This is a genomic window from Escherichia sp. WS568 (genome assembly GCF_046486085.1).
GTDB classification, from domain to species: Bacteria; Pseudomonadota; Gammaproteobacteria; order Enterobacterales; family Enterobacteriaceae; genus Escherichia; species Escherichia coli.
On the sequence record NZ_JBJQMC010000021.1, the window covers coordinates 1 to 25962 of the forward strand.

Genomic DNA, 25962 nt, shown 5'->3' on the forward strand with positions numbered 1-25962 from the left:
GGCATCCGCATAGTGCACTGGGTTATCGCTCGCCACGGGAATATCTGCGGCAGCAGGCCAGTAATGGGTTAAGTGATAACAGGTGTCTGGAAATATAGGGGCAAATCCAGTAAGTATTGTTGTAAGTACTACCTTGAGATAACGCAATACCTGCAACACGGGAGTTATTGGAGATATTGATGTTACTTTCTACATTAAGATTAACAGCAACGCCTTCGCTAACGTCAAAAGTGCCGTTAGTAGATTTAGTTACATCGCCATCTTTGTAGTAATCAGTAAAGTAAAGTGCTTCATAGTCATCATCAATAGTGGAGTTAGCAATATTCAGAGTGAATACATCACCGTCATACCACGTTGTATCAATAACTGTATCACCAGCCTGAATGTAGCCATAGCTTTGATCATAAGCATTATTATGCCAGAGATCACCACCAGGCAGCATAGAAGTGATTGAGCCGTGAATTACTGAATTAGCAATATCAAGCTGGTTAGCATTGCCATTTGTACCATCAGTGTAGTCGTGGTTCAGATAATATGTAGAAATCGTGCCGTTAACAGTATCACCGTTAAAAGACTGATCGAAGTCGCCATTGGTGTTGTTATAGTAGACAAAGCCACTATAATTCACATAGTTACCGTCTACAGTGCCCGGATTATCCATATTGGTCCAGTTAAGACCAGTAGCCGCGTTATCGACATATGTCCAGGTGTCATAAGTAGTTGCATTAGCCTGAGAGGTGATAGCCAGAGTGCAAGCCAATGCTAATTGTGATACTACAAGTTTCTTTTTCCAGGAGTGCATTTGTCATCCCTCCTCAGGGACGTAATAAGTTGATCCATCAATTATCAATGCATAGAAAACATATTATGTTTCGCGCTAACGATTATGCGGCGTTATTGAGGAATGGTTCAATTATTCTTTCCCCGAAGTCCGGTTACGGACATATATAAAGCACGGAGGAACACACAAAGAAAAAATTGATAAAAGCTTAATGTTTCAACAAGTTAACAGGAGTTCCATTTTTAAAGCATATGCATTTAAAATATCAAACACACAAACCAGACAAATAATCTATCAATAACCAATGAACTTTAAATCATTCCGTTTTTGAAAACGTCACCAAATCCCCAAAAACAATAATCTATAGCTATAAATAAAAATTAAAAATATTTTCAATGAATATAAATTTATTGCTATTTCTATTACAAAGATGTCCTGACCTCTCATTCATTCTCTTCTTGTCAACATCGCGACAACTTTCGTAAAACATCCCCACCCTGCTTCAGGTATACTATGCCCCTCGATTCCACAAACATCAGGCAGACCATGACCGACTTAATCCAACGCCCTCGTCGCCTGCGCAAATCTCCTGCGCTGCGCGCTATGTTTGAAGAGACAACACTTAGCCTTAACGACCTGGTGTTGCCGATCTTTGTTGAAGAAGAAATTGACGACTACAAAGCCGTTGAAGCCATGCCAGGCGTGATGCGCATTCCAGAGAAACATCTGGCACGCGAAATTGAACGTATCGCCAACGCAGGTATTCGTTCCGTGATGACTTTCGGCATCTCTCACCATACCGATGAAACCGGCAGCGATGCCTGGCGGGAAGATGGTCTGGTGGCGCGTATGTCGCGCATCTGCAAGCAGACCGTGCCAGAAATGATCGTCATGTCAGACACCTGTTTCTGTGAATACACTTCTCACGGTCACTGCGGTGTGCTGTGCGAGCATGGCGTCGACAACGACGCGACCCTGGAAAATTTAGGCAAGCAGGCCGTGGTTGCAGCTGCTGCAGGTGCAGACTTCATCGCCCCTTCCGCCGCAATGGATGGCCAGGTACAAGCGATTCGCCAGGCGCTGGACGCTGCGGGCTTTAAAGATACGGCGATTATGTCGTATTCGACCAAGTTTGCCTCTTCCTTTTATGGCCCGTTCCGTGAAGCTGCCGGAAGCGCATTAAAAGGCGACCGCAAAAGCTATCAGATGAACCCAATGAACCGTCGTGAGGCGATTCATGAGTCACTGCTGGATGAAGCCCAGGGCGCAGACTGCCTGATGGTTAAACCTGCTGGAGCGTACCTCGACATCGTGCGTGAGCTGCGTGAACGTACTGAATTGCCGATTGGCGCGTATCAGGTGAGCGGTGAGTATGCGATGATTAAGTTCGCCGCGCTGGCGGGTGCTATAGATGAAGAGAAAGTTGTGCTCGAAAGCTTAGGTTCGATTAAGCGTGCGGGTGCGGATCTGATTTTCAGCTACTTTGCGCTGGATTTGGCTGAGAAGAAGATTCTGCGTTAATGATCATTATGCCGGGTTATCCAACCCGGCATTTCCCCCTTACCCCGCCCGATAAAACGGTTTATCCCCAAGGATCGTCGCCCGATGCATAATCCGCCGCTGTGGCAGGTAATCCGCATTGGCATAGTGCTGAGTCACGCGGTTATCCCAAATCGCGATATCATTTGGCTGCCAACGCCAACGCACCTGAAACTCCGGTTTGGTGATATGGGCAAACAAAAAACTTAACAAGGCTTCGCTCTCTTTCTCGCTCACATCAACAATTCGCGTAGTAAAGCCTTCATTCACAAACAGCGCCTGTTTACCGCTCACCGGATGCGTTCGCACCACCGGATGTAGCAACGGCGGATTTTTCGCGACCGCCTCGCGCCAGCGTTGATGCTCCTCCTCGGTTTTGCGGTATTTGTATTCCGGGAACGATTTACGGAAATCATGCTCCGCACGCAGCCCGCTCAGCAGCTGGCGGAAGGGAACAGAGAGCGCCTCATAGGCCGCAATACCGCTGGTCCAGAGCGTATCGCCGCCGGTCGAGGGTAACTCTTTTGCCGCCAGAATCGCCCCTGCGGGTGGCGTTTCAATAAATGTCACATCGGTATGCCAGTTGTCGTTATCTGGCGGATTATCGTTATGGGTATCCAGGACGATGATCTCGTCAACCCCTTCGGCATGAGGGTAAACAGGGTGAATATGCAGTTCGCCAAAACGCTGGGCCAGCGCGCGTTGCTGCTGCGGCGTAATAGCTTGATCGCGCAGAAACACCACCTGATGGCGTAGCACCGCATGGTAAAGCTGTTCAAACTGATTATCGCTTAACGGGCGCGTCAGGTCGGCACCCGAAATTTGTGCGCCGATATACGGCCCCAGCGGGGTAATGCTCAGACGTTCACTCATTGTACTTCTCCATGCCAGGGCGTCAGACGGCGCTGTAACGCGCGCAAACCCAGTTCTAAAAGAAAGGCGATAATCGCAATCACCGCGATCCCCGCCAGCACCACGTCAGTCGCGAGAAATTCACCCGCTGACTGAACCATAAATCCTAAACCGCGCGTCGCGGCAATCAGCTCCGCCGCTACCAGCGTAGACCAGCCCACACCCAGACCAATGCGTAATCCGGTGAGGATTTCCGGCAGCGCGCCGGGCAAAATGACAAACCACAGCACCTGCGCACGGCTGGCACCCAGCGACTGGGCGGCACGAATGCGAACCTGCTGCGCGCTTTTCACCCCCGCCAGCGCCGACATCGCTACCGGGGCAAAAATCGCTAAATAGATCAGTAAGATCTTCGAAGTTTCACCAATACCAAACCAGATCACCATCAGCGGCAAATAAGCCAGCGGCGGCACCGGACGATAAAGCTCGATTATCGGATCCAGAATGCCGCGCACCGTCGGGCTTAGTCCCATGGCGATCCCGACCGGAATGCCGATCAACACCGCCGCGAGTAGCGCCAGCAAAATGCGCGTCAGGCTGGCTGCCAGATGCTGCCACAGCGTGGCGTCCATAAATCCCTGCGGTCCGGCAATGGTGAGCAGTTTTGCCAGTACCTGTTGCGGTGGCGGCAAAAACAGCGGGCTAATCAGTTGCAGCGCCGCGACTGCCCACCATACAGTGAGCAAAACCGCTAACGTACCAATGCTTAAGGTCACCTGACGCGAGAGCGGCCAGCGCCATTTCAGCCGATGCGAATGCAGTTTTTCATTAATGAGCACACTCATGAGAATGCCTCCCGTTGCTCAAATACGCGGCTTAAAACATATTCGCGCATGGCGATGAATTGTGGATCGGACTTGATGCTGCGGCTCGGTTCCCCGGCAACAAAGCGGCGAGCAAAGTTGAGCGGCAGCCGCTCCAGCACGCGGCCAGGGCCGGATGAAAGCAGAACCAGTTCAGTCGCCATAAACACCGCTTCTTCTATATCGTGGGTAATCAACAGCACCTGCTTGCCCGTCTCCTGCCAGAGTTTCAGCAGCAGGGTTTGCATCTGATCGCGGGTGAAGGCGTCCAGCGCGCCAAACGGTTCGTCGAGTAATAACAGCTGGGGATTCGCCGCCAGCGCGCGGGTAATCCCCACCCGCTGACGTTGACCGCCGGAAAGCTGCCAGATGTAGCGTTTTTCCGCCCCTTCCAGGCCGACTTTTTTCAGCATCTGGTGCGCGATTTCCAGTCGCTGCATTTTCTCTACGCCTGCCAGTTGCAGGCCGAATGCCACGTTGTCCTGTACATTGCGCCACGGTAGTAGCCCTTCATTCTGAAAAACTACGCCACGCTCTGCTCCCGGTCCCTCAATACGCTTACCCGCCAGTTGAATGCTGCCATGCTGATAAGGCACAAAACCGGCAATCAGATTCAGCAAGGTGGTTTTGCCGCAGCCAGACGGTCCCAGAACCACCAGAAGCTCGCCGCTTTCCAGCGTCAGGTTGATATCTTCCAGTGCCGGTTTGCCGCCATAATCGGCGTAAAGATGAGAGATTTGCAGCATCTGCTGCCTCCTTTTATTGCACGAAGCGCGAGGTCACGTACTGGCTGTAATCATTCGCCACGGCAGGGACTTTACCCTGATCTTTCAAAAACTGCGCGGTATCGATGATCGCTTTATTCACCGGTCCGGTCAGTTCTGCCGTTTGTTGCTGCGGCGTCAGATAGGTATTCCCCTTCACCAGCCCCGGAACGTCACCTTCAGGCACGCCGCTTAACCGCGCCAGTTTGCTGATGTTTTCCGGCTGTTTCAGCCACGCGTCTGGGTTAGCAATGTACGGTTGCTGAGCATCGATGGCGCTTTTAGCGAACGCTTTCACGACCTCAGGATGTTTCTCGGCAAAATCTTTGCGCACTACCCAGACATCCAGCGTCGGCGCACCCCACTGCCCGACCTGTTCAGAATCGGTCAGCACCTTGCCGTCTTTTTCCAGGGCGTTAACCGCCGGTGCCCAGACATAAGCACCATCAATGTCTCCCCGCTGCCATGCAGCGATAATCGCGGGCGGCTGCAGGTTCACAATCTCCACTTGCCCGGGTTTAATACCCCAGTGTTTCAGCGCCGCCAGCAGGCTGTAGTGGGTGGTGGAGATAAACGGTACGGCGATGCGCTTGCCAATCAGATCTTCCGGTTTGCTGATAGTTTTCTTTACCACCAGCGCTTCGGAGTTACCCAGTTTTGACGCCAGCAAGAAGACTTCAATCGGCACCTGTTGGCTGGTTGCAACCGCTAACGGGCTGGAACCGAGGTTGCCGATTTGCACGTCGCCTGAAGCCAGCGCCCGCACGATGCTGGCTCCGCTGTCAAACTTACGCCAGTCCACGGTTGCTCCGCTTTCTTTAGCAAAGGTGTTGTCGGCCTGAGCCACTTTCGCCGGTTCGGCGGAGGTTTGATACGCCACGGTGACGTTCACCGCCTGCGCCTGAAAAGCGATGAATGCCAGTGCGGCAAGAAGTGTGTTACGCGATGAAATTGCCATGATTGTCTGCTCCCCTGTCTTGTTATGGGAGCAGTATTCAGGAATAAAAACATTCATTAAAAGAATTAGTCGTTATCGCACAGATGATTTTATTCTTAGCAAAAAAACGGCAAAGGAAAGATTAAATATGCAATTACTCCGTTCTAACAATTGGGAAAATTACTACACTTCATTTTAGTGATGCATAAACAACCACATTACGAGATTTATTACTTCATTATTTCTATCAATATCAATACATATAATAAAACTATTATATTCGCATTGTATATATCACTGTATCATTCTCAATCACTCGCATATTACATTCACATAATGTATATAAACAATACTTGTTCACAGAACATATTTTTTAAATGCAATTAATTGACAAACTAAATCACATCTAAATACAATGTATAAAACAAAATAACTATACATACCAAACATACAAACACTTAACATATGAATTGCATAAAAACATTACCCAGTCGAACCTCCGGGTCTGAAAGCCCTTGCTTTTCAGTTATTAGCAACATTTAACATTTATAAATTAACATCTGGCTGCGCCAGAGATTACGTCTCTGAGTGCATCGTTGTGCTTGTAGTATAATAAATAAAATGGAGTGTCATTAAGTGGATAAGGTTTTAGATTCAGCCCTCCTTTCTTCGGCAAATAAAAGAAAGGGTATCCTTGCTATTGGCGCACATCCTGACGATATAGAATTAGGCTGTGGCGCATCGCTTGCTCGTCTTGCGCAAAAAGGAATTTATATCGCAGCCGTGGTGATGACTACCGGCAACTCTGGCACAGATGGAATAATCGATCGCCATGAAGAATCGCGCAACGCCCTAAAGATATTAGGGTGCCACCAAACTATTCATCTTAATTTTGCTGACACCCGCGCTCATTTACAGCTCAATGATATGATTTCCGCCCTGGAAGACATCATTAAAAATCAAATTCCTTCTGATGTTGAAATCATGCGGGTATATACCATGCATGATGCTGACCGCCATCAGGATCATCTTGCAGTCTATCAAGCCTCAATGGTTGCCTGCCGAACTATTCCACAAATTCTCGGCTACGAAACCCCAAGTACCTGGCTTTCATTTATGCCTCAGGTTTTTGAATCCGTTAAAGAAGAATATTTCACAGTCAAACTTGCTGCATTAAAAAAACATAAAAGCCAGGAACGACGCGATTATATGCGTCATGATCGCCTGCGTGCAGTTGCACAATTTCGCGGGCAACAGGTCAATAGCGATCTGGGTGAAGGCTTTGTAATTCATAAAATGATTCTTTGAGCAAATTGCATGAAAACCTGGATATTTATCTGTATGGCCGTAGCAATATTGCTATGGTTCCTGAGTACGTTAAGGCGTAAGCCCAGCCAAAAAAAAGGCTGTATTGACGCCATTATACCTGCTTATAACGAAGGCCCGTGTCTGGCGCAGTCACTGGATAATCTGCTGCGTAACCCTTATTTTTGCCGGGTAATTTGCGTTAACGACGGCTCCACGGACAATACCGAAGCGGTCATGGCGGAAGTCAAACGCAAATGGGGCGACCGCTTTATTGCCGTCACGCAAAAAAATACCGGTAAAGGTGGTGCGCTGATGAATGGCCTCAATTACGCCACCTGCGACCAGGTTTTTTTAAGTGATGCCGACACCTATGTTCCGCCCGATCAAGACGGAATGGGCTATATGCTGGCAGAAATAGAGCGCGGTGCTGATGCCGTAGGCGGCATTCCCTCTACTGCGTTGAAAGGCGCGGGTCTGTTACCGCACATCCGCGCGACCGTAAAGTTGCCGATGATTGTTATGAAGCGCACGCTACAGCAGCTCCTGGGCGGCGCACCGTTTATTATCAGCGGTGCCTGCGGGATGTTCCGTACTGATGTATTGCGTAAGTTCGGTTTCTCTGATCGTACTAAAGTCGAAGACCTTGATCTCACCTGGACATTGGTGGCAAACGGCTATCGTATTCGGCAGGCGAATCGCTGCATCGTATACCCACAGGAATGCAACAGCCCGCGTGAGGAATGGCGTCGCTGGCGGCGTTGGATTGTGGGCTACGCGGTCTGTATGCGCCTGCATAAAAGACTTTTATTTAGCCGCTTCGGTATCTTCAGTATATTTCCTATGCTGTTGGTTGTGCTTTATGGCGTTGGGATTTATCTCACTACCTGGTTTAATGAATTCATCACCACCGGGCCGCATAGTGTGGTGTTGGCAATGTTTCCGCTTATCTGGGTCGGCGTAGTTTGTGTTATTGGTGCTTTTAGCGCCTGGTTTCATCGTTGCTGGTTGTTGGTGCCTTTAGCGCCGCTTTCCGTTGTGTATGTATTATTAGCTTATGCCATCTGGATTATTTATGGACTTATTGCCTTTTTTACTGGACGCGAACCTCAGCGCGACAAACCCACCCGCTATTCCGCACTGGTGGAAGCGTCAACCGCTTATTCCCAACCTTCTGTCACAGGAACTGAAAAACTTTCTGAAGCTTAATGTTAAAGAGAAAAATATTCAGATTGCAGACCAGGTAATTATTGATGAAACTGCAGGTGAAGTTGTTATCGGCGCGAATACCCATATTTGTCACGGTGCCGTTATTCAGGGTCCGGTAGTGATTGGCGCAAACTGCCTGATAGGTAATTATGCGTTTATTCGTCCTGGCACAATAATCAGCAATGGCGTAAAAATTGGTTTCGCCACCGAAATTAAAAATGCGGTTATTGAAGCGGAAGCAACGATTGGTCCGCAATGTTTTATTGCCGACTCGGTAGTCGCAAACCAGGCATATTTGGGCGCACAAGTACGTACCAGTAATCATCGTCTGGATGAACAGCCCGTGTCTGTTCGAACTCCAGAGGGAATTATCGCTACCGGATGCGATAAATTAGGTTGTTATATCGGACAGCGTTCACGCCTTGGCGTACAAGTTATTATTTTGCCTGGGCGAATTATTTCCCCGAACACGCAACTTGGCCCGCGCGTGATTGTAGAACGTAATTTACCTACCGGAACTTATTCACTCCGACAAGAACTTATCCGTACAGGAGATTAAAATGATAAAACGGACGTTATTAGCGGCGGCCATTTTTAGCACATTGCCCGCTTATGCCGGGTTAACTTCCATTACCGCGGGCTACGATTTTACCGATTATTCTGGCGATCATGGCAATCGTAATTTAGCGTATGCTGAACTGGTGGCGAAAGTTGAAAACGCAACGCTGCTTTTTAATCTTTCCCAGGGGCGTCGTGATTATGAAACTGAACATTTCAATGCCACTCGCGGTCAGGGTGCGGTCTGGTATAAATGGAATAACTGGCTGACAACCCGAACGGGTATTGCCTTTGCGGATAATACGCCGGTCTTTGCCCGCCAGGATTTTCGTCAGGATATTAACCTGGCACTGTTGCCAAAAACGCTTTTCACGACCGGTTATCGCTACACTAAATATTACGATGATGTCGAAGTCGATGCCTGGCAAGGCGGCGTATCCCTCTATACTGGCCCGGTGATCTCCAGCTACCGCTATACCCATTATGACTCCAGCGATGCAGGTGGTAGTTACAGCAATATGATTTCCGTGCGTCTGAATGACCCGCGCGGCACTGGTTATACGCAACTATGGCTAAGCCGCGGAACAGGCGCTTACACCTATGACTGGACGCCAGAAACACGCTACGGCAGCATGAAGAGCGTCAGTCTGCAACGTATTCAACCGCTGACTGAGCAACTTAATCTCGGGCTGACGGCAGGTAAAGTGTGGTACGACACCCCAACCGATGATTATAACGGTCTGCAACTTGCAGCCCATCTGACCTGGAAATTCTGATTGCTTCTGCCGCCCGCTATCCGGGGCGGCCTTCCCTGTCGATTAGGCCCCTCTTTCCTTTTTGTTATCCGACTACATTCACCGGATAAATTTTATTCTCCAGTGTTATATACTATAGGGGGGTATGCATTGACATATAGCATACCCCCCTATAGTATATTGCGTGCAGATGATGAGGTGCGAAATGCCCAGTACTCCGGAAGAGAAGAAAAAGGTCCTTACTCGAGTTCGTCGTATTCGGGGGCAAATTGATGCTCTGGAACGGTCGCTGGAGGGTGATGCCGAATGCCGTGCCATACTCCAACAGATCGCTGCCGTTCGGGGCGCGGCTAACGGGCTGATGGCAGAAGTGCTTGAAAGCCATATCCGGGAAACGTTTGACCGAAATGACTGCTACAGCCGCGAAGTCAGCCAATCCGTTGACGACACTATTGAACTGGTTCGTGCCTATCTTAAATAGCTGAATCTATTACCATATTGAGGAAGAGCGAGAGATGAAATCACGTGCTGCCGTTGCATTTGCTCCCGGTAAACCGCTGGAAATCGTTGAAATTGACGTTGCACCACCGAAAAAAGGTGAAGTGCTGATTAAAGTCACCCATACCGGCGTTTGCCATACCGACGCATTTACCCTCTCCGGCGATGACCCGGAAGGTGTATTCCCGGTAGTTCTCGGTCACGAAGGGGCCGGCGTTGTGGTTGAAGTCGGTGAAGGCGTAACCAGCGTCAAACCTGGCGACCATGTGATCCCGCTTTACACCGCAGAGTGCGGCGAGTGTGAGTTCTGTCGTTCCGGCAAAACCAACCTCTGTGTTGCGGTTCGCGAAACCCAGGGTAAAGGCCTGATGCCAGACGGCACCACCCGTTTTTCTTACAACGGGCAGCCGCTTTATCACTACATGGGATGCTCTACATTCAGTGAATACACCGTGGTCGCGGAAGTGTCTCTGGCCAAAATTAATCCAGAGGCAAACCACGAACACGTCTGCCTGCTGGGCTGTGGCGTGACCACCGGTATTGGCGCGGTACACAACACGGCTAAAGTCCAGCCAGATGATTCTGTTGCCGTATTTGGTCTTGGCGCGATTGGTCTGGCAGTGGTTCAGGGCGCGCGTCAGGCGAAAGCGGGACGGATTATCGCTATCGATACGAACCCGAAGAAATTCGATCTGGCGCGTCGCTTCGGTGCTACCGACTGCATTAACCCGAATGACTACGACAAACCGATTAAAGATGTCCTGCTGGATATCAACAAATGGGGTATCGACCATACCTTTGAATGCATCGGTAACGTCAACGTGATGCGTGCGGCGCTGGAAAGTGCGCACCGCGGCTGGGGTCAGTCGGTGATCATCGGGGTAGCTGGTTCTGGTCAGGAAATCTCCACCCGTCCATTCCAGTTGGTCACCGGTCGCGTATGGAAAGGTTCCGCGTTTGGCGGCGTGAAAGGTCGTTCCCAGTTACCGGGTATGGTTGAAGATGCGATGAAAGGCGATATCGATCTGGAACCGTTTGTCACGCATACCATGAGCCTGGATGAAATTAATGACGCCTTTGACCTGATGCATGAAGGCAAATCCATTCGAACCGTAATTCGTTACTGATTTCCCGCAGGTTTACCCGTCCAGTTCAGACGGGGTTCTTAATACTCTCCCCGGGCAGCCGTCCGGGGGATTAACCGTGAGATAATGACTGATGGAACTCATTGAAAAACATGCCAGCTTTGGCGGCTGGCAAAATGTGTATCGGCATTATTCCCAATCACTGAAATGTGAAATGAATGTCGGCGTCTATCTCCCACCAAAAGCCGGGAATGAAAAATTACCGGTGCTGTACTGGCTTTCGGGCCTGACCTGCAACGAGCAGAATTTCATTACTAAATCGGGGATGCAGCGTTACGCGGCTGAGCACAACATTATTGTTGTTGCGCCGGACACCAGTCCGCGAGGCAGTCATGTCGCAGATGCCGACCGTTACGATCTCGGGCAAGGTGCCGGGTTTTACCTGAACGCAACGCAAGCGCCGTGGAATGAACATTACAAAATGTATGATTATATCCACAACGAGCTGCCGGATTTAGTGATGCAACATTTTCCGGCAACGACCAGAAAGTCTATCTCAGGTCATTCTATGGGCGGACTGGGCGCGCTGGTGCTGGCGTTACGTAATCCAGATGAATATGTCAGCGTCTCGGCATTTTCGCCCATTGTCTCCCCATCGCAAGTACCGTGGGGACAGCAAGCCTTTGCCGCATATCTTGGTGAAAATAAAGAGGCCTGGTTGGATTACGATCCGGTGAGCCTTATTTCACAAGGTCAACGCGTTGCGGAAATCATGGTTGATCAGGGGTTGAGTGATGATTTTTACGCAGAACAGCTGCGGACTCCAAATCTTGAAAAGATCTGCCAGGAGATGAATATCAAGACGTTAATCCGTTATCACGAGGGTTATGATCACAGCTATTATTTTGTCTCCAGTTTTATTGGCGAGCATATTGCGTACCACGCCAATAAACTGAATATGCGTTAATAATAGTGCACGACTGCCGGATGCGGCGTGAACGCCTTATCCGCCTACATTTCGCCTGGAAACCGTAGGCATGATAAGACTCGCAAAGCGTCGCATCAGGCATCTGCACACGATTTATCTATGTTTACCACATCAAATCATCAGGCACTTTGAAGTCAGCATACGGATCGTCTTCATCCTGCTCTTCGGCGCTGAGCGCGCTGTGCAACGCAATACTGCTGGCATCACGCTGAGCAATTTTATCGGCAACGCTGGCGGGAATAATGGCGTATTCACCCTCACTATTGTTATCGACCAACAAGCGGGCAATCGCCAGACGACCATTAATCAACTGCGTTTGCGTGAGCTTATCGACAAAAATCTTCTTAATCAGATTGCCGTCAGTGAAGTTAAAACCAATATCGCCATTGGCAATGGTAATTCGGTTCATTTCAATGAGCTGCTTCACCTGGGCTTTATATTCTTTCGCCAACGCCGCTTGTTTTTGTTGTTCGCTAAGCTGTTTATCACGCTCAAGCTGTGCCTTTTTATTTTCTTCTACCGCCGCCCGAGCTTCACGCGCCTGAACGCGCGATTTTTTCGCCGTTCTCTCGACCTTCGCCGCTTTTTTGCTGGTGACTAATCCTGCTTTGAGCAACTGCTCTTGTAAGGTAAGTTTTGCCATCTTTGTTTCCAAACCCGCTGAATAATTTTTAGCGAGTATACCTGTAAACGCCGTAGGTGTATTGGGGGGAAGTCCCTTTCGCCCCTGCTTAATAAGGCGCGTCAGGCATCTGCACACGGCTGCATTCGTGATCTCCGGCTCATCAAAATAAACACTGCCAGGCCGGCAACAAGAATACCCGGCGCAGAAGCGGCCATTACGCCAACCGTGCCAGTGCCTAATGCCAGCATTTTCCCGGCCAGTAACGGACCGCTCATAGCCCCCAGACGCCCTACCGCCACGGCTGTTCCCACACCTGTTGCGCGGATCTGCGAACTGTAAAACAACGGTGCCAGGGCATACAAAACGCTTTGCCCACCTGTCGCAAACAACCCCGCGACGAATCCCGCCAGCAACATACCGTTAAATGACGACACCGTTCCCAGCGCCAGCAGCGAAGCTAACATGCCGCTATAAATCAGTAGCGACATGGTTACTGGACGCAGCTTATCCATCAATGCGCCCAACATTAACGTCCCGCTTGCCGCCCCCATTTGCAGTGCAAACATCACCCCTGCCGCCTGCGATGGCTGGAATCCTTGCTCCACCAAAAGCAGCGGTAGCCAGTTGATCAACATGTAGACCACCAGCAGAGTGAAGAAATAACACAACCACAGCAGCAGCGTCGCGGTAGCCGTTTCTGGCGCAAATAACGCACGCAGTGGTGGCGCGGCCTGTTTTTCGCCAGCGAAAACCGCCGACTCCGGCAGCCAGCGCATTAACAGCGGCACCAGAATCAACGGCACCACACCACCTACCCAAAACACCGTTTGCCATGCTAAGTTTGCCCCCGCGAAACCCAGTGTCGCCGCCAGCGCCGCGCCAATGGGAACACCGCAATACATCAGGCTCACTGCCGTCCCACGAAAACGTGGACCCGCGGCTTCAGACGTCAGGGCGATCAGATTCGGCAACGCCGCCCCCAGCCCGACACCGGTCATCAGCCGCGCAAAGACCAGTGAGGGGAAATCCCAGGCAATCGCCGTTGCCAGTGAGAACAAACCAAACAGCGCAACTGAGCCAATCAAAATGCGCTTGCGACCATAACGGTCCGCCAGCATCCCGCCAACCAGCGCGCCGGGTAGCAAACCGAGTATTCCGGCGCTGAATATCCAGCCCATTTGCATTTTATCGAGTGCAAAAGCCTGGGCGATGCCACCCGCCGCAATGCCAGCCGCCTGAAGATCCAGCCCTTCCATCAGAGCGACCAAAAAACAAAGCCCGATGGTCAGCATCAGGCGGGATGAAGATGATGAAGGGGTACGAGTCGACATAAGATGAACCTCGTTGCGAGTGCAGGTGAGTCGCGGCTGATACATTGCCAGCCGCGTAATCAGAACCATTTAATGACTGCCTACGGGCGAAATATAGGCCGGACAAGACGTTTACGCCGCATCCGGCAGTCGTGCTGGGATGGGCATACAAAATGCACGTTCTCGGCAGTCATCATTATTTGTTGTTGCGCAGATCCAGCGCCACGTCGACGATCATATCCTCCTGGCCGCCAACCATCCGGCGTTTGCCCAACTCAACGAGAATATCCACCGCGCTTAAGCCATAACGCGCCGCCGCCGTTTCACAGTGACGCAGGAAGCTGGAGTAAACACCGGCGTATCCCAGCGCCAGCGTTTCGCGATCGACTCGTACCGGACGATCCTGCAACGGACGCACCAGGTCGTCAGCGGCATCCATTAACGCATAGAGATCGGTCCCATGCTGCCAACCCAGTTTATCCGCGGCGGCAATAAACACTTCCAGCGGCGCGTTACCTGCGCCCGCGCCCATTCCCGCGAGACTGGCATCGATTCGGTCGCAGCCCTCTTCCACCGCCGCGATAGAGTTCGCCACGCCAAGACTCAGGTTATGGTGAGCGTGTATGCCGGTTTGCGTTTCTGGTTTCAGCACTGCTTTCAGGGCGCGGAAACGGTCACGGATATCGCTCATGTTCATCGCACCGCCAGAATCCACCACATAAATACAGGTCGCACCGTAGCCTTCCATCAGCTTTGCCTGCTTTGCGAGATTCTCCGGCGTGGTCATATGGCTCATCATCAGAAAGCCAACGGTGTCCATTCCGAGCTCGCGGGCATACTGAATATGCTGGGCGGAAACATCAGCTTCGGTACAGTGCGTAGCCACACGAACCACCCGCGCGCCAGCCTGCCAGGCATTTTTCAGATCGTGAATAGTGCCGATTCCAGGCAGCAACAACGTCGCGATTTTGGCGTGCTTCACCACATCCGCCGCCGCTTCAATCCATTCAAGGTCGCTATGTGCGCCGAAACCATAGTTAAAGCTGGAACCTTGCAAACCGTCGCCGTGGGCCACTTCAATCGAATCCACGCGGGCATCGTCCAGTGCTTTGGCAACCTGGCGAACGTTTTCCAATGAATACTGATGACGAATGGCGTGCATACCATCACGCAACGTGACGTCCGAGATATAAAGTTTTTTATCGTTCATGCCGCTTCTCCTGCCTTGCGCGCCAGTGACTGGGCCATTTTTTCCGCTGTCGCCAGCGCACTGGAAGTCATAATGTCGAGGTTGCCCGCATAGGCAGGCAGATAATGTGCTGCGCCTTCGACTTCCAGCCAGACAGCCGTTTTCAGCCCGGAGAACTGCCCCACGCCCGGCAAATTAACCGGTTTATCCTGCGGGATAACTTCAAACTGCACGCGCTGTTTCAGGCGATATCCCGGTACGTAAGCCTGCACCGCCTCAGCCATTTCATTGATTGAGGCTTCGATATCATCTTGTGAAGCTTCGTCGCTCAATACATACACCGTGTCACGCATCATCAACGGTGGCTCTGCTGGGTTAAGCACGATAATTGCCTTCCCTTTTGCCGCGCCGCCCACCACTTCAATGGCTCGGGAAGTGGTTTCCGTAAATTCATCGATATTGGCACGCGTGCCAGGTCCGGCAGATTTGCTGGCGATAGAAGCGATAATTTCGGCGTAATGAACACGCGCCACGCGTGAAACTGCCGCCACCATTGGAATGGTGGCCTGGCCGCCGCAGGTGACCATGTTGACGTTCAATTGATCGACATTCGCCTCGAGATTAACGACCGGCACGCAGTAAGGGCCGATGGCAGCAGGCGTCAGGTCAATTAAGCGAATATCCGGTTTCGCTTCGCGCAAAGCGGCATCGTTTTTCACATGCGCGCCCGCGCTGGTCGCATCAAATACAATGTCGATATCAGCAAATTCAGGCATGTTCATCAGCCCGATCACCCCTTCATGGGTGGTGGCGACGCCCATACGTCTGGCACGCGCCAGACCGTCGGACTGAGGATCAATGCCGACCATCACCGCCATCTCCAGATGCTGACCGTGACGCAAAATTTTAATCATCAGATCGGTGCCAATGTTGCCTGAACCGATAATGGCGACTTTACGCTTACTCATGACAGACTTCCTTTTGGGGCTGCGCTTGAAAATGTCGCAGCAACTGAACCTATGCCTTCGATATGGGCTTCAAAACGATCGCCCGCATTCACCGCCACCATCGGACCTAATGCCCCGGTAAGGATGATATCTCCGGCGCGCAGCGGTTCACCCAGACTGGCCATTTTGCGTGCCAGCCAGACGGCGGCATTAAGCGGATGTCCCAGGCATTCGCTGCCGCGCCCGCTGGAAACCTCTTCGTTATTACGCGTCATCTTCATGGCGCAGTTTTTCAGGTCTAACCCCGCCGGGCGTTGCGCCGGACCGCCGATGACATACACCCCGCAGGAAGCGTTATCTGCCACGGTATCGACAAACTGAATCGACCAGTCGCGAATGCGGCTCCCCACCACCTCCAGCGCCGGAAGTACCCATTCAATGGCGTTATACAATTCGTCGAAGGTGATATCGGTTGCGGGTAGATCGCGGTTCAACACCAGTGCGATCTCCGCTTCAATGCGGGGTTGCAGAACACGGGAAAAAGGAATGGTTTCATTATCGCCATAACACATGTCGGCAAATAATGTCCCGAAATCCGGTTGATCAACGCCCAGTTGTTGCTGCACTTTCGGATGCGTCAGCCCCACTTTACGCCCCACCACGCGACGCCCCTGCGCGACGTCATGTTGCACATTGATGTGCTGAATGGCGTAGGCCGCTTCAGCGTTATCGATACCAATCAGATCGCGCAGCGGCGCAATCGCTTCGCCCTGCTCTGCGGCGCGGCGTAAATCCGCCGCCAGTTGCTCAAGAGTATGCTTCGTCATGACCGTTCCTTAAGGGCGTGCGAGGAAATTCAGCACCAGTTGATTGAAAGCGTCGGCATGTTCCCACTGCGCCCAGTGACCACAGTCGCGGAAGATATGCAGTTCAGAACCGGCAATGCCGGACAGCAGACGCAGACCCGCATCCATCGGCACAAAGCGGTCGTTGCGCCCCCAGACAATCAGGGTTTGCGCTTTGATTTCCGCCAGCCGTGGGCCAAAATCCGGGAACTGTTTCGGATTGGCTTCCAGGCTCTTAACGAAGTTTTCCAGGTGATCGCGGCGCGACAGCATATTATTCAGACGCGCTTCAAACAGGGCGTCGGTCAAATCGCTGGTATCAAAAACGAAGATATCCATCATCAGCTTCAGGTTTTCGATAGTCGGCTGACGATAAAGCTGATTCAGTCGCTTAATACCTTCGGTTGGCATCGGCGTAAACAAACTCATGCCGCCCGTACCGCCGCCCATCAGCACCAGTTTGCCGACGCGCTCCGGCCAGTTAAGGGTGAACGCCACAGAACTATGGCCACCCATCGAGTTGCCCAGCAGGTGGATTTTGGCGATATCCAGTTGATCCACCACGCTTTTCAGGATTCGTGCATTAAGATCCGATCGCGAACCACTATTAACGATCGAATCGCTCTTGCCCCAACCCGGACAATCCAGCAGGATCACCCGATAGCCCGCCTCTACCAGCGGATCGATATTGCGGCTGAAGTTCGCCCAGCCAGTAGCACCCGGGCCGGAACCATGCAGCAGGACAACAGTTTCGTCGCCTTGTCCGCAGTCATTAAAATGGATGCGCAGCGTTTTACCCGCTTCTTCTACATTCAGAAAACGGCTGGTGGCGGCTTCGGTTTGTGGCTGATAACTCATCATCTTCTCCTGCATATTCAGTTCTCTGTTCTGGCGCTTAACGAGCCAAATCCGGCAATCCACTCCGGGATTGGGCGGTAATAACGCCCTTCGCTACGCCAGTTGCCAAACGCAGAAATAGCGGCAAAAGCGGCGACCCAGGTTTTGATTTCATGTGTCGACTTTCCGGCAATGGCGGAAAGCTCTTCGTTACTGACGGCATCCAGTTCCTGTATGCGTCCCTGCTCCAGCAAAGTCATGAACTGGTTATCCCAAATCGGGTTGAGCGGATGCAGCGTTCTCTGATCCTCAACAAACTTCTCAGCGGCGCTAATCACCCGTTGCTGACGCAATTCGCGCTCACTGGCGGGTAAATCTTTCCCGCTCCCCAACAGACGGTCGCGCATATGGGCATCGGCTTTCGCCAGTTCGGGCACCGGCGGCTGATGGGAAAGCCCACCGGACCCCAGGAACAGCACGCGTTTATTGAGAGTACTGGTGAAACGTCCAATGGCTTCCCCCAACATGCGGGTACGCTGGAAACCGGGCAGCGGCGTGGCGACACCGTTGATGAACACCGGCAGTACTGGCACCTTATCCAGCCCACCGAGCAGGAACTCCAGCGGCTGGGCGAACCCGTGGTCCACCTGCATACAGTAAGAAACGGCAAGATCGATCCCGCTCTTCATGACGGCATGCGCACAGGCCTCCGCCAGCTCCACAGGCACGGGCAGCTCTCCTGCCGCACTGCCGAAATCACCAATTGCCGTCGCTCCAACGCCTAAACAGAACGGTGGCATCACGTCATAGAAAAAGCCGTTGTAGTGATCTGGCGCAAACAGCACCACCAGTTCAGGGGAGAAAGCCGCAATACGCTCGCGGGCGCTGGCAATCACGCCATTGACCTCATCGAGTACCTCTTGCGCCGGGTCGACATATCCCACCAGCGGCGAGTGGGAAAGACAGTGAAGATAAGCGTGCATATCAGGCTACCTTTTCGACAGAAACGTCGGCATCAGGGCGGGTCAGCGTCATCACCGACGCCAGTTTATTCAGGGTCTTGCCCAGGGTTTGCGGAATGGCGGTGGCGGCAACAAAGCGATCCGGGCGCATCACCACCAGCGAAGCATTGTGTTGCGCGAACCAGCTACGCAGGCGACCTTGCGTATCGCCCACGCGTAGTACGCCGTCGTGGTTATCCTGTGCGGTATGAATTTGCACTTCCGGCACCACCTGAATGAAGCGTGTGCCCAACGCGCGCCACTGCTGGATTTGCTCGTCGCTCATCCCCCACAGTGGATTGCATCCCCAGCCAATTACCGCGAAGTTCGCGCCGATCGCGTTATCGAGCAGCGTCACGTCGCCGTTTTCCAGCGTGACTTTCGGCTGAATAAACATCTTGCCGACCGGAGAGTGCTTCGCTTCGCCCTCACGCACCAGCGCACCGCCGTAATATTGCGGCATCGGCTTGAAGCGCATTTCGAGGAAGTAGCGTTTTACTGGCGGCAGATAATTCAACAGCCAGGAAACGCCGTCACGTAACGTACCCTGCCAGCGTTTCGGCGGAGCCAGCACGTTGCCCGCCGTCACGGACAGGTCAATCATCGCTTTGGCGTGATCGCGACGTTCTTGTTGATAGGTATCGAGCAGCGCATCGCGGGCTTTCCCCTGGATAACCAACGCCAGTTTCCATGCGAGGTTAAAGGCGTCGCGCATACCACTGTTATAGCCCTGCCCCTGCCACACCGGCATGATGTGCGCGGCATCGCCCGCCAGCAGTACGCGATCAATACGAAAACGTTGCGCCAGTCGCGCGTTGTGGGTGTAGACACGCTGGCGAATCAATTCAACATTGTCCGGATTAGGCAGCACTTTGCTTAACAGCTTGCGCATATTTTGCGGCTCACGCAGCTGTTCTTCGGTTTCTCCCGGCATCACCATAAATTCAAAGCGACGTACCGCATGAGGCAGCGCGGCAGAAACATACGGGCGCACCGGATCACAACACAAATAGATATGCGGCGTACTTAACGGATCGTTGGCGATATCTACCACAATCCACTGATTTGGCGCAGTTTTACCTTCAAACGGCACATTCAGGGTGCGACGGACAAAACTTGCCCCACCATCACAGGCCACCAGCCACTGGGCTTTGACCGTTTCCCGCTGCCCTTCTTCCGTTTTTAGGTGCAAGGTCACTTCGTCATCTTGCTGGCTGAAGGCCTCCAGCTCGCGGGAAAACAGGCAGCGCACATTCGGAAAACGCGACAATCCTTCCAGCATCACCGCATCGACCTGAGGCTGAATAAAGGCGTTACGGCGCGGCCAGCCAAATTCATCGGTCATTGGCTGAATATCAGCAAAACAGCGACCTTTTGGGGTGAGAAAACGCATCGCGTGCCACGGCGTAGTGTGCGGCAGAACATTATCGACCAGGCCAACCGACTGCATGGTGCGCAGCGCCTCGTCATCAATACCAATCGCACGCGGGTAGTCGATCAACTTATCGAGTTTCTCCACCACCAGCACGTCAATGCCCATCTGGCCGAGATAGTTCGCCATCATCAGCCCGACCGGACCGGCACCAGCGATCGCCACCTGAACGCTATGGTTAACAGCAGGCTGGATGTCAGGGTGTTGTATTGCCATTTCAGTACCTCACGACTCGGACAAAATGCCGTTGCGCGCACAGTACAGCGCAACTTGTTTTGTTAAAAACATGTAAATGATTTTTTATTGTGCGCTCAGTATAGGAAGGGTGTTTTCGGCTACAATCAAAACATGCCCGAATGTGCACCAGGTGCACAACGTTGTTTTAACTATATAAATGTCAATTAATATGCAGAACAATGAGCAGACGGAATACAAAACCGTGCGCGGCTTAACCCGCGGTCTAATGTTATTAAATATGTTAAATAAACTTGACGGCGGTGCCAGCGTCGGGCTGCTGGCGGAACTCAGCGGCCTGCATCGCACCACTGTGCGGCGACTGCTGGAGACGCTGCAGGAAGAGGGATATGTCCGGCGTAGTCCCTCCGATGATAGTTTCCGTTTGACCATCAAAGTGCGGCAATTAAGCGAAGGATTTCGTGACGAACAGTGGATTTCTGCACTGGCTGCCCCACTGCTGGGCGATCTGTTGCGCGAAGTGGTATGGCCGACAGATGTGTCCACGCTGGATGTTGATGCAATGGTGGTACGCGAAACCACCCATCGTTTCAGCCGATTATCCTTTCACCGGGCAATGGTCGGGCGACGGTTACCGCTTCTGAAAACCGCCTCGGGCCTGACCTGGCTGGCCTTTTGCCCGGAACAAGAACGCAAGGAATTAATCGAGATGTTAGCCTCCCGCCCCGGTGATGACTATCAACTGGCACGAGAACCGTTAAAGCTGGAAGCCATTCTGGCGCGCGCGCGCAAAGAGGGGTACGGACAGAACTACCGCGGCTGGGATCAGGAGGAGAAGATCGCCTCTATCGCCGTACCGCTGCGCAGTGAACAACGGGTGATTGGCTGTCTGAATCTGGTGTATATGGCGAGCGCAATGACCATCGAACAGGCAGCGGAAAAGCATCTTCCGGCGCTGCAACGGGTGGCAAAACAGATCGAAGAAGGGGTTGAATCGCAGGCTATTCTGGTAGCGGGAAGGCGAAGCGGCGTGCATTTACGCTGACACCATCGAATGGCGCAAAACCTTTCGTGGTATGGCATGATAGCGCCCGGAAGAGAGTCAATTCAGGGTGGTGAATGTGAAACCAGTAACGCTATACGATGTCGCAGAGTATGCCGGTGTCTCTTATCAGACCGTTTCCCGCGTGGTGAACCAGGCCAGCCACGTTTCTGCGAAAACGCGGGAAAAAGTGGAAGCGGCGATGGCGGAGCTGAATTACATTCCCAACCGCGTGGCACAACAACTGGCAGGCAAACAGTCGTTGCTGATTGGCGTTGCCACCTCCAGTCTGGCCCTGCACGCGCCGTCGCAAATTGTCGCCGCGATTAAATCTCGCGCCGATCAACTGGGTGCCAGCGTGGTGGTGTCGATGGTAGAACGAAGCGGCGTCGAAGCCTGTAAAGCGGCGGTACACAATCTCCTCGCGCAACGCGTCAGTGGGCTGATCATTAACTATCCGCTGGATGACCAGGATGCCATTGCTGTGGAAGCTGCCTGCGCTAATGTTCCGGCTTTATTTCTTGATGTCTCTGACCAGACACCCATCAACAGTATTATTTTCTCCCATGAAGACGGTACGCGACTGGGCGTGGAGCATCTGGTCGCATTGGGTCACCAGCAAATCGCGCTGTTAGCGGGTCCATTAAGTTCTGTCTCGGCACGTCTGCGTCTGGCGGGCTGGCATAAATATCTCACTCGCAATCAAATTCAGCCGATAGCGGAACGGGAAGGCGACTGGAGTGCCATGTCCGGTTTTCAACAAACCATGCAAATGCTGAATGAGGACATCGTTCCTACTGCGATGCTGGTTGCCAACGATCAGATGGCGCTGGGCGCAATGCGCGCCATTACCGAGTCCGGGCTGCGCGTTGGTGCGGATGTCTCGGTAGTGGGATACGACGATACCGAAGACAGCTCGTGTTATATCCCGCCGTTAACCACCATCAAACAGGATTTTCGCCTGCTGGGGCAAACCAGCGTGGACCGCTTGCTGCAACTCTCTCAGGGCCAGGCGGTGAAGGGCAATCAGCTGTTGCCCGTCTCACTGGTGAAAAGAAAAACCACCCTTCCGCCCAATACGCAAACCGCCTCTCCCCGCGCGTTGGCAGATTCTTTAATGCAGCTGGCACGACAAGTTTCCCGACTGGAAAGCGGGCAGTGAGCGCAACGCAATTAATGTGAGTCAGCTCACTCATTAGGCACCCCAGGCTTTACACTCTATGCGTCCGGCTCGTATGTTGTGTGAAATTGTGAGCGGATAACAATTTCACACAGGATACAGCTATGACTATGATTACGGATTCACTGGCCGTCGTATTACAACGTCGTGACTGGGAAAACCCTGGCGTTACCCAACTTAATCGCCTTGCGGCACATCCCCATTTCGCCAGCTGGCGAAATAGCGAAGAGGCCCGCACCGATCGCCCTTCCCAACAGTTGCGCAGCCTGAATGGCGAATGGCGCTTTGCCTGGTTTCCGGCACCAGAAGCGGTGCCGGAAAGCTGGCTGGATTGCGATCTTCCTGACGCCGATACTGTCGTCGTCCCCTCAAACTGGCAGATGCACGGTTACGATGCGCCCATCTACACCAACGTGACCTATCCCATTACGGTCAATCCGCCTTTTGTTCCCGCGGAGAATCCGACGGGTTGTTACTCGCTCACATTTAATATTGATGAATGCTGGCTACAGAAAGGCCAGACGCGAATTATTTTTGATGGTGTTAACTCGGCGTTTCATCTGTGGTGCAACGGGCGCTGGGTCGGTTACGGCCAGGACAGCCGTTTGCCGTCTGAATTTGACCTGAGCGCATTTTTACGCGCCGGAAAAAACCGCCTCGCGGTGATGGTGCTGCGCTGGAGTGACGGCAGTTATCTGGAAGATCAGGATATGTGGCGGATGAGCGGCATTTTCCGTGACGTCTCGTTGCTGCACAAACCGACCACACAAATCAGCGATTTCCATGTTGCCACTCGCTTTAATGATGATTTCAGCCGCGCGGTACTGGAGGCAGAAGTTCAGATGTGCGGCGAACTGCGCGATGAGCTGCGGGTGACGGTTTCTTTGTGGCAGGGTGAAACGCAGGTCGCCAGCGGCACCACGCCTTTCGGCGGTGAAATTATCGATGAGCGTGGTGGTTATGCCGATCGCGTCACGCTACGTCTGAACGTCGAAAACCCGGCGCTGTGGAGCGCCGAAATCCCGAATCTCTATCGTGCGGTGGTTGAACTGCACACCGCCGACGGCACGCTGATTGAAGCAGAAGCCTGCGATGTCGGTTTCCGCGAAGTGCGGATTGAAAATGGTCTCCTGCTGCTGAACGGCAAGCCGGTGCTGATTCGCGGCGTTAACCGTCACGAGCATCATCCTCTGCATGGTCAGGTCATGGATGAGCAGACGATGGTGCAGGATATCCTGCTGATGAAGCAGAACAACTTTAACGCCGTGCGCTGTTCGCATTATCCGAATCATCCGCTGTGGTACACGTTGTGCGACCGCTACGGCCTGTATGTGGTGGATGAAGCCAATATTGAAACCCACGGCATGGTGCCAATGAATCGTCTGACCGATGATCCGCGCTGGCTACCAGCGATGAGCGAACGCGTAACGCGAATGGTGCAGCGCGATCGTAATCACCCGAGTGTGATCATCTGGTCGCTGGGGAATGAATCAGGCCACGGCGCTAATCACGACGCGCTGTATCGCTGGATCAAATCTGTCGATCCTTCCCGCCCGGTGCAGTATGAAGGCGGCGGAGCCGACACCACGGCCACCGATATTATTTGCCCGATGTACGCGCGCGTGGATGAAGACCAGCCCTTCCCGGCTGTGCCGAAATGGTCCATCAAAAAATGGCTTTCGCTGCCTGGAGAACTGCGCCCGCTGATCCTTTGCGAATATGCCCACGCGATGGGTAACAGTCTTGGCGGCTTCGCTAAATACTGGCAGGCATTTCGTCAGTACCCCCGTTTACAGGGCGGCTTCGTCTGGGACTGGGTGGATCAGTCGCTGATTAAATATGATGAAAACGGCAACCCGTGGTCGGCTTACGGCGGTGATTTTGGCGATACGCCGAACGATCGCCAGTTCTGCATGAACGGTCTGGTATTTGCCGACCGCACGCCGCATCCGGCGCTGACGGAAGCAAAACACCAGCAGCAGTTTTTCCAGTTCCGTTTATCCGGGCGAACCATCGAAGTGACCAGCGAATACCTGTTCCGTCATAGCGATAACGAGCTCCTGCACTGGTCGGTGGCACTGGATGGCAAGCCGCTGGCAAGCGGTGAAATGCCTCTGGATGTTGCTCCACAAGATAAACAGTTGATTGAACTGCCTGAACTACCGCAGCCGGAAAGCACCGGACAACTCTGGCTTACGGTACACGTAGTGCAACCGAACGCGACCGCATGGTCAGAAGCCGGACACATTAGCGCCTGGCAGCAGTGGCGTCTGGCGGAAAACCTCAGTGTGGCACTCCCCTCCGCGCCCCACGCCATCCCGCAACTGACCACCAGCGAAATGGATTTTTGCATCGAGCTGGGTAATAAGCGTTGGCAATTTAACCGCCAGTCAGGCTTTCTTTCACAGATGTGGATTGGCGATGAAAAACAACTGCTGACGCCGCTGCGCGATCAGTTCATCCGCGCACCGCTGGATAACGACATTGGCGTAAGTGAAGCGACCCGCATTGACCCTAACGCCTGGGTCGAACGCTGGAAGGCGGCGGGCCATTACCAGGCCGAAGTGGCGTTGTTGCAGTGCACGGCAGATATACTTGCCGACGCGGTGCTGATTACGACCGCTCACGCGTGGCAGCATCAGGGGAAAACCTTATTTATCAGCCGGAAAACCTACCGGATTGATGGTAGTGGTCAAATGGCGATTACCGTTGATGTTGAAGTGGCGAGCGATACACCGCATCCGGCGCGGATTGGCCTGACCTGCCAGCTGGCGCAGGTCGCAGAGCGGGTAAACTGGCTCGGATTAGGGCCGCAAGAAAACTATCCCGACCGCCTTACTGCGGCCTGTTTTGACCGCTGGGATCTGCCATTGTCAGACATGTATACCCCTTACGTCTTCCCGAGCGAAAACGGTCTGCGCTGCGGGACGCGCGAATTGAATTATGGCCCACACCAGTGGCGCGGCGACTTCCAGTTCAATATCAGTCGCTACAGCCAACAACAACTGATGGAAACCAGCCATCGCCATCTGCTGCACGCGGAAGAAGGCACATGGCTGAATATCGACGGTTTCCATATGGGGATTGGTGGCGACGACTCCTGGAGCCCGTCAGTGTCGGCGGAATTCCAGCTGAGCGCCGGTCGCTACCATTACCAGTTGGTCTGGTGTCAAAAATAATAATAACCGGGCAGGCCATGTCTGCCCGTATTTCGCGTAAGGAAAT

23 protein-coding genes and 1 pseudogene are annotated in these 25962 nt (G+C 52.8%); 11 read left to right on the top strand and 13 right to left on the bottom strand.

What is annotated here, in order from left to right:
* Positions 1–109: 109 nt before the first annotated feature.
* Positions 110–802 (bottom strand): annotated as a pseudogene (locus tag ACJHWR_RS19675) (autotransporter outer membrane beta-barrel domain-containing protein); the annotation flags it as partial.
* A 525-nt stretch (positions 803–1327) separates the two neighbouring features.
* Here ACJHWR_RS19675 and hemB point away from each other — a divergent pair.
* The gene (gene hemB / locus ACJHWR_RS19680; RefSeq protein WP_012311679.1) at positions 1328–2302 is read left to right on the top strand and encodes a porphobilinogen synthase; all 975 of its coding nucleotides are present in this window, start codon (positions 1328–1330) and stop codon (positions 2300–2302) included.
* A 39-nt stretch (positions 2303–2341) separates the two neighbouring features.
* Here the strand turns inward: hemB and tauD are convergent, their stop codons facing one another.
* Genes tauD through tauA form a run of 4 tightly spaced genes read right to left on the bottom strand, consistent with a single transcriptional unit; the run spans position 2342 to position 5757 of the window.
* Positions 2342–3193, bottom strand: coding sequence for a taurine dioxygenase (gene tauD, locus ACJHWR_RS19685; RefSeq protein ID WP_000004027.1), 852 nt, complete (start codon positions 3191–3193; stop codon positions 2342–2344).
* Positions 3190–4017 (bottom strand): taurine ABC transporter permease TauC, encoded by an 828-nt coding sequence (gene tauC / locus ACJHWR_RS19690; RefSeq protein WP_000114579.1) that lies wholly within the window; start codon positions 4015–4017, stop codon positions 3190–3192. Before tauC ends, tauD begins: the two co-directional genes overlap by 4 nt.
* Entirely contained in the window at positions 4014–4781 is a 768-nt protein-coding gene (tauB, locus tag ACJHWR_RS19695; protein WP_000939382.1) for a taurine ABC transporter ATP-binding subunit, read from the bottom strand. Before tauB ends, tauC begins: the two co-directional genes overlap by 4 nt.
* A 13-nt stretch (positions 4782–4794) precedes the next feature.
* Entirely contained in the window at positions 4795–5757 is a 963-nt protein-coding gene (gene tauA / locus ACJHWR_RS19700) for a taurine ABC transporter substrate-binding protein (RefSeq protein WP_012311974.1), read from the bottom strand.
* A 615-nt stretch (positions 5758–6372) separates the two neighbouring features.
* On the opposite strand from tauA, the gene ACJHWR_RS19705 reads away from it, so the two are divergent.
* From ACJHWR_RS19705 to fghA, 7 genes are all read left to right on the top strand, one after another.
* The gene (locus ACJHWR_RS19705; RefSeq protein ID WP_000362029.1) at positions 6373–7044 is read left to right on the top strand and encodes a PIG-L deacetylase family protein; all 672 of its coding nucleotides are present in this window, start codon (positions 6373–6375) and stop codon (positions 7042–7044) included.
* 9 nt (positions 7045–7053) lie between these two features.
* Positions 7054–8250 carry a glycosyltransferase gene (locus ACJHWR_RS19710; protein ID WP_000860421.1) on the top strand — a complete coding sequence of 399 codons (1197 nt, stop codon included), beginning with the start codon at positions 7054–7056 and terminating at the stop codon, positions 8248–8250.
* Positions 8228–8809 carry an acetyltransferase gene (locus tag ACJHWR_RS19715; protein ID WP_072157198.1) on the top strand — a complete coding sequence of 194 codons (582 nt, stop codon included), beginning with the start codon at positions 8228–8230 and terminating at the stop codon, positions 8807–8809. The genes ACJHWR_RS19710 and ACJHWR_RS19715 overlap by 23 nt, the downstream gene beginning before the upstream one ends.
* Before the next feature lies 1 nt (position 8810).
* A complete protein-coding gene (locus ACJHWR_RS19720; RefSeq protein WP_000596108.1) occupies positions 8811–9584 on the top strand; it encodes a YaiO family outer membrane beta-barrel protein in 774 nt (257 codons plus the stop codon).
* A 184-nt stretch (positions 9585–9768) separates the two neighbouring features.
* Positions 9769–10044 (top strand): formaldehyde-responsive transcriptional repressor FrmR, encoded by a 276-nt coding sequence (frmR, locus tag ACJHWR_RS19725; RefSeq protein WP_001141271.1) that lies wholly within the window; start codon positions 9769–9771, stop codon positions 10042–10044.
* Positions 10045–10078: 34 nt separating this feature from the next.
* Positions 10079–11188, top strand: a complete 1110-nt coding sequence (frmA, locus tag ACJHWR_RS19730; RefSeq protein ID WP_000842092.1) for an S-(hydroxymethyl)glutathione dehydrogenase — start codon at positions 10079–10081, stop codon at positions 11186–11188.
* A gap of 91 nt (positions 11189–11279) precedes the next feature.
* Positions 11280–12113, top strand: a complete 834-nt coding sequence (gene fghA, locus ACJHWR_RS19735; RefSeq protein ID WP_000419076.1) for an S-formylglutathione hydrolase — start codon at positions 11280–11282, stop codon at positions 12111–12113.
* Between the two features lie 124 nt (positions 12114–12237).
* Here fghA and ACJHWR_RS19740 read toward each other — a convergent pair whose 3' ends face one another.
* The 8 genes from ACJHWR_RS19740 to ACJHWR_RS19775 form a co-directional block, all read right to left on the bottom strand.
* Positions 12238–12777 carry a DUF2058 domain-containing protein gene (locus tag ACJHWR_RS19740; RefSeq protein ID WP_001096709.1) on the bottom strand — a complete coding sequence of 180 codons (540 nt, stop codon included), beginning with the start codon at positions 12775–12777 and terminating at the stop codon, positions 12238–12240.
* Between the two features lie 101 nt (positions 12778–12878).
* Entirely contained in the window at positions 12879–14090 is a 1212-nt protein-coding gene (gene mhpT, locus ACJHWR_RS19745; protein ID WP_000107624.1) for a 3-(3-hydroxy-phenyl)propionate transporter MhpT, read from the bottom strand.
* Positions 14091–14265: 175 nt separating this feature from the next.
* Positions 14266–15279, bottom strand: a complete 1014-nt coding sequence (mhpE, locus tag ACJHWR_RS19750) for a 4-hydroxy-2-oxovalerate aldolase (protein ID WP_000998299.1) — start codon at positions 15277–15279, stop codon at positions 14266–14268.
* Positions 15276–16226 (bottom strand): acetaldehyde dehydrogenase, encoded by a 951-nt coding sequence (gene mhpF / locus ACJHWR_RS19755; RefSeq protein WP_000044314.1) that lies wholly within the window; start codon positions 16224–16226, stop codon positions 15276–15278. Before mhpF ends, mhpE begins: the two co-directional genes overlap by 4 nt.
* A complete protein-coding gene (gene mhpD / locus ACJHWR_RS19760; protein WP_000160712.1) occupies positions 16223–17032 on the bottom strand; it encodes a 2-keto-4-pentenoate hydratase in 810 nt (269 codons plus the stop codon). The genes mhpF and mhpD overlap by 4 nt, the downstream gene beginning before the upstream one ends.
* Positions 17033–17041: 9 nt before the next feature.
* Entirely contained in the window at positions 17042–17908 is an 867-nt protein-coding gene (gene mhpC / locus ACJHWR_RS19765) for a 2-hydroxy-6-oxonona-2,4-dienedioate hydrolase (RefSeq protein WP_000121898.1), read from the bottom strand.
* A gap of 17 nt (positions 17909–17925) precedes the next feature.
* Positions 17926–18870, bottom strand: a complete 945-nt coding sequence (mhpB, locus tag ACJHWR_RS19770; RefSeq protein WP_000543457.1) for a 2,3-dihydroxyphenylpropionate/2,3-dihydroxicinnamic acid 1,2-dioxygenase — start codon at positions 18868–18870, stop codon at positions 17926–17928.
* 1 nt (position 18871) lies between these two features.
* The gene (locus ACJHWR_RS19775; protein ID WP_001007420.1) at positions 18872–20536 is read right to left on the bottom strand and encodes a bifunctional 3-(3-hydroxy-phenyl)propionate/3-hydroxycinnamic acid hydroxylase; all 1665 of its coding nucleotides are present in this window, start codon (positions 20534–20536) and stop codon (positions 18872–18874) included.
* Positions 20537–20726: 190 nt separating this feature from the next.
* Here ACJHWR_RS19775 and ACJHWR_RS19780 point away from each other — a divergent pair, with 190 nt between their 5' ends.
* The 3 genes from ACJHWR_RS19780 to lacZ all read left to right on the top strand — a co-directional run bounded on the left by ACJHWR_RS19780 (position 20727) and on the right by lacZ (position 25916).
* Positions 20727–21560: a DNA-binding transcriptional regulator gene (locus ACJHWR_RS19780; RefSeq protein ID WP_001310207.1), complete on the top strand. Its 834-nt coding sequence runs from the start codon at positions 20727–20729 to the stop codon at positions 21558–21560.
* Positions 21561–21636: 76 nt separating this feature from the next.
* Positions 21637–22719, top strand: coding sequence for a DNA-binding transcriptional repressor LacI (lacI, locus tag ACJHWR_RS19785; RefSeq protein WP_000805876.1), 1083 nt, complete (start codon positions 21637–21639; stop codon positions 22717–22719).
* A 122-nt stretch (positions 22720–22841) separates the two neighbouring features.
* Positions 22842–25916: a beta-galactosidase gene (lacZ, locus tag ACJHWR_RS19790; RefSeq protein ID WP_000177857.1), complete on the top strand. Its 3075-nt coding sequence runs from the start codon at positions 22842–22844 to the stop codon at positions 25914–25916.
* Positions 25917–25962 lie beyond the last annotated feature (46 nt).

Bases quoted from the DNA above. Each gene is read 5' to 3' on its own strand.
- hemB (WP_012311679.1), top strand. From the start codon at position 1,328: ATGACCGACTTAATCCAACGCCCTCGTCGCCTGCGCAAATCTCCTGCG.
- tauD (WP_000004027.1), bottom strand. From the start codon at position 3,193: ATGAGTGAACGTCTGAGCATTACCCCGCTGGGGCCGTATATCGGCGCA.
- tauC (WP_000114579.1), bottom strand. From the start codon at position 4,017: ATGAGTGTGCTCATTAATGAAAAACTGCATTCGCATCGGCTGAAATGG.
- tauB (WP_000939382.1), bottom strand. From the start codon at position 4,781: ATGCTGCAAATCTCTCATCTTTACGCCGATTATGGCGGCAAACCGGCA.
- tauA (WP_012311974.1), bottom strand. From the start codon at position 5,757: ATGGCAATTTCATCGCGTAACACACTTCTTGCCGCACTGGCATTCATC.
- ACJHWR_RS19710 (WP_000860421.1), top strand. From the start codon at position 7,054: ATGAAAACCTGGATATTTATCTGTATGGCCGTAGCAATATTGCTATGG.
- ACJHWR_RS19720 (WP_000596108.1), top strand. From the start codon at position 8,811: ATGATAAAACGGACGTTATTAGCGGCGGCCATTTTTAGCACATTGCCC.
- frmR (WP_001141271.1), top strand. From the start codon at position 9,769: ATGCCCAGTACTCCGGAAGAGAAGAAAAAGGTCCTTACTCGAGTTCGT.
- frmA (WP_000842092.1), top strand. From the start codon at position 10,079: ATGAAATCACGTGCTGCCGTTGCATTTGCTCCCGGTAAACCGCTGGAA.
- fghA (WP_000419076.1), top strand. From the start codon at position 11,280: ATGGAACTCATTGAAAAACATGCCAGCTTTGGCGGCTGGCAAAATGTG.
- ACJHWR_RS19740 (WP_001096709.1), bottom strand. From the start codon at position 12,777: ATGGCAAAACTTACCTTACAAGAGCAGTTGCTCAAAGCAGGATTAGTC.
- mhpT (WP_000107624.1), bottom strand. From the start codon at position 14,090: ATGTCGACTCGTACCCCTTCATCATCTTCATCCCGCCTGATGCTGACC.
- mhpE (WP_000998299.1), bottom strand. From the start codon at position 15,279: ATGAACGATAAAAAACTTTATATCTCGGACGTCACGTTGCGTGATGGT.
- mhpF (WP_000044314.1), bottom strand. From the start codon at position 16,226: ATGAGTAAGCGTAAAGTCGCCATTATCGGTTCAGGCAACATTGGCACC.
- mhpD (WP_000160712.1), bottom strand. From the start codon at position 17,032: ATGACGAAGCATACTCTTGAGCAACTGGCGGCGGATTTACGCCGCGCC.
- mhpC (WP_000121898.1), bottom strand. From the start codon at position 17,908: ATGAGTTATCAGCCACAAACCGAAGCCGCCACCAGCCGTTTTCTGAAT.
- mhpB (WP_000543457.1), bottom strand. From the start codon at position 18,870: ATGCACGCTTATCTTCACTGTCTTTCCCACTCGCCGCTGGTGGGATAT.
- ACJHWR_RS19775 (WP_001007420.1), bottom strand. From the start codon at position 20,536: ATGGCAATACAACACCCTGACATCCAGCCTGCTGTTAACCATAGCGTT.
- ACJHWR_RS19780 (WP_001310207.1), top strand. From the start codon at position 20,727: ATGCAGAACAATGAGCAGACGGAATACAAAACCGTGCGCGGCTTAACC.
- lacZ (WP_000177857.1), top strand. From the start codon at position 22,842: ATGACTATGATTACGGATTCACTGGCCGTCGTATTACAACGTCGTGAC.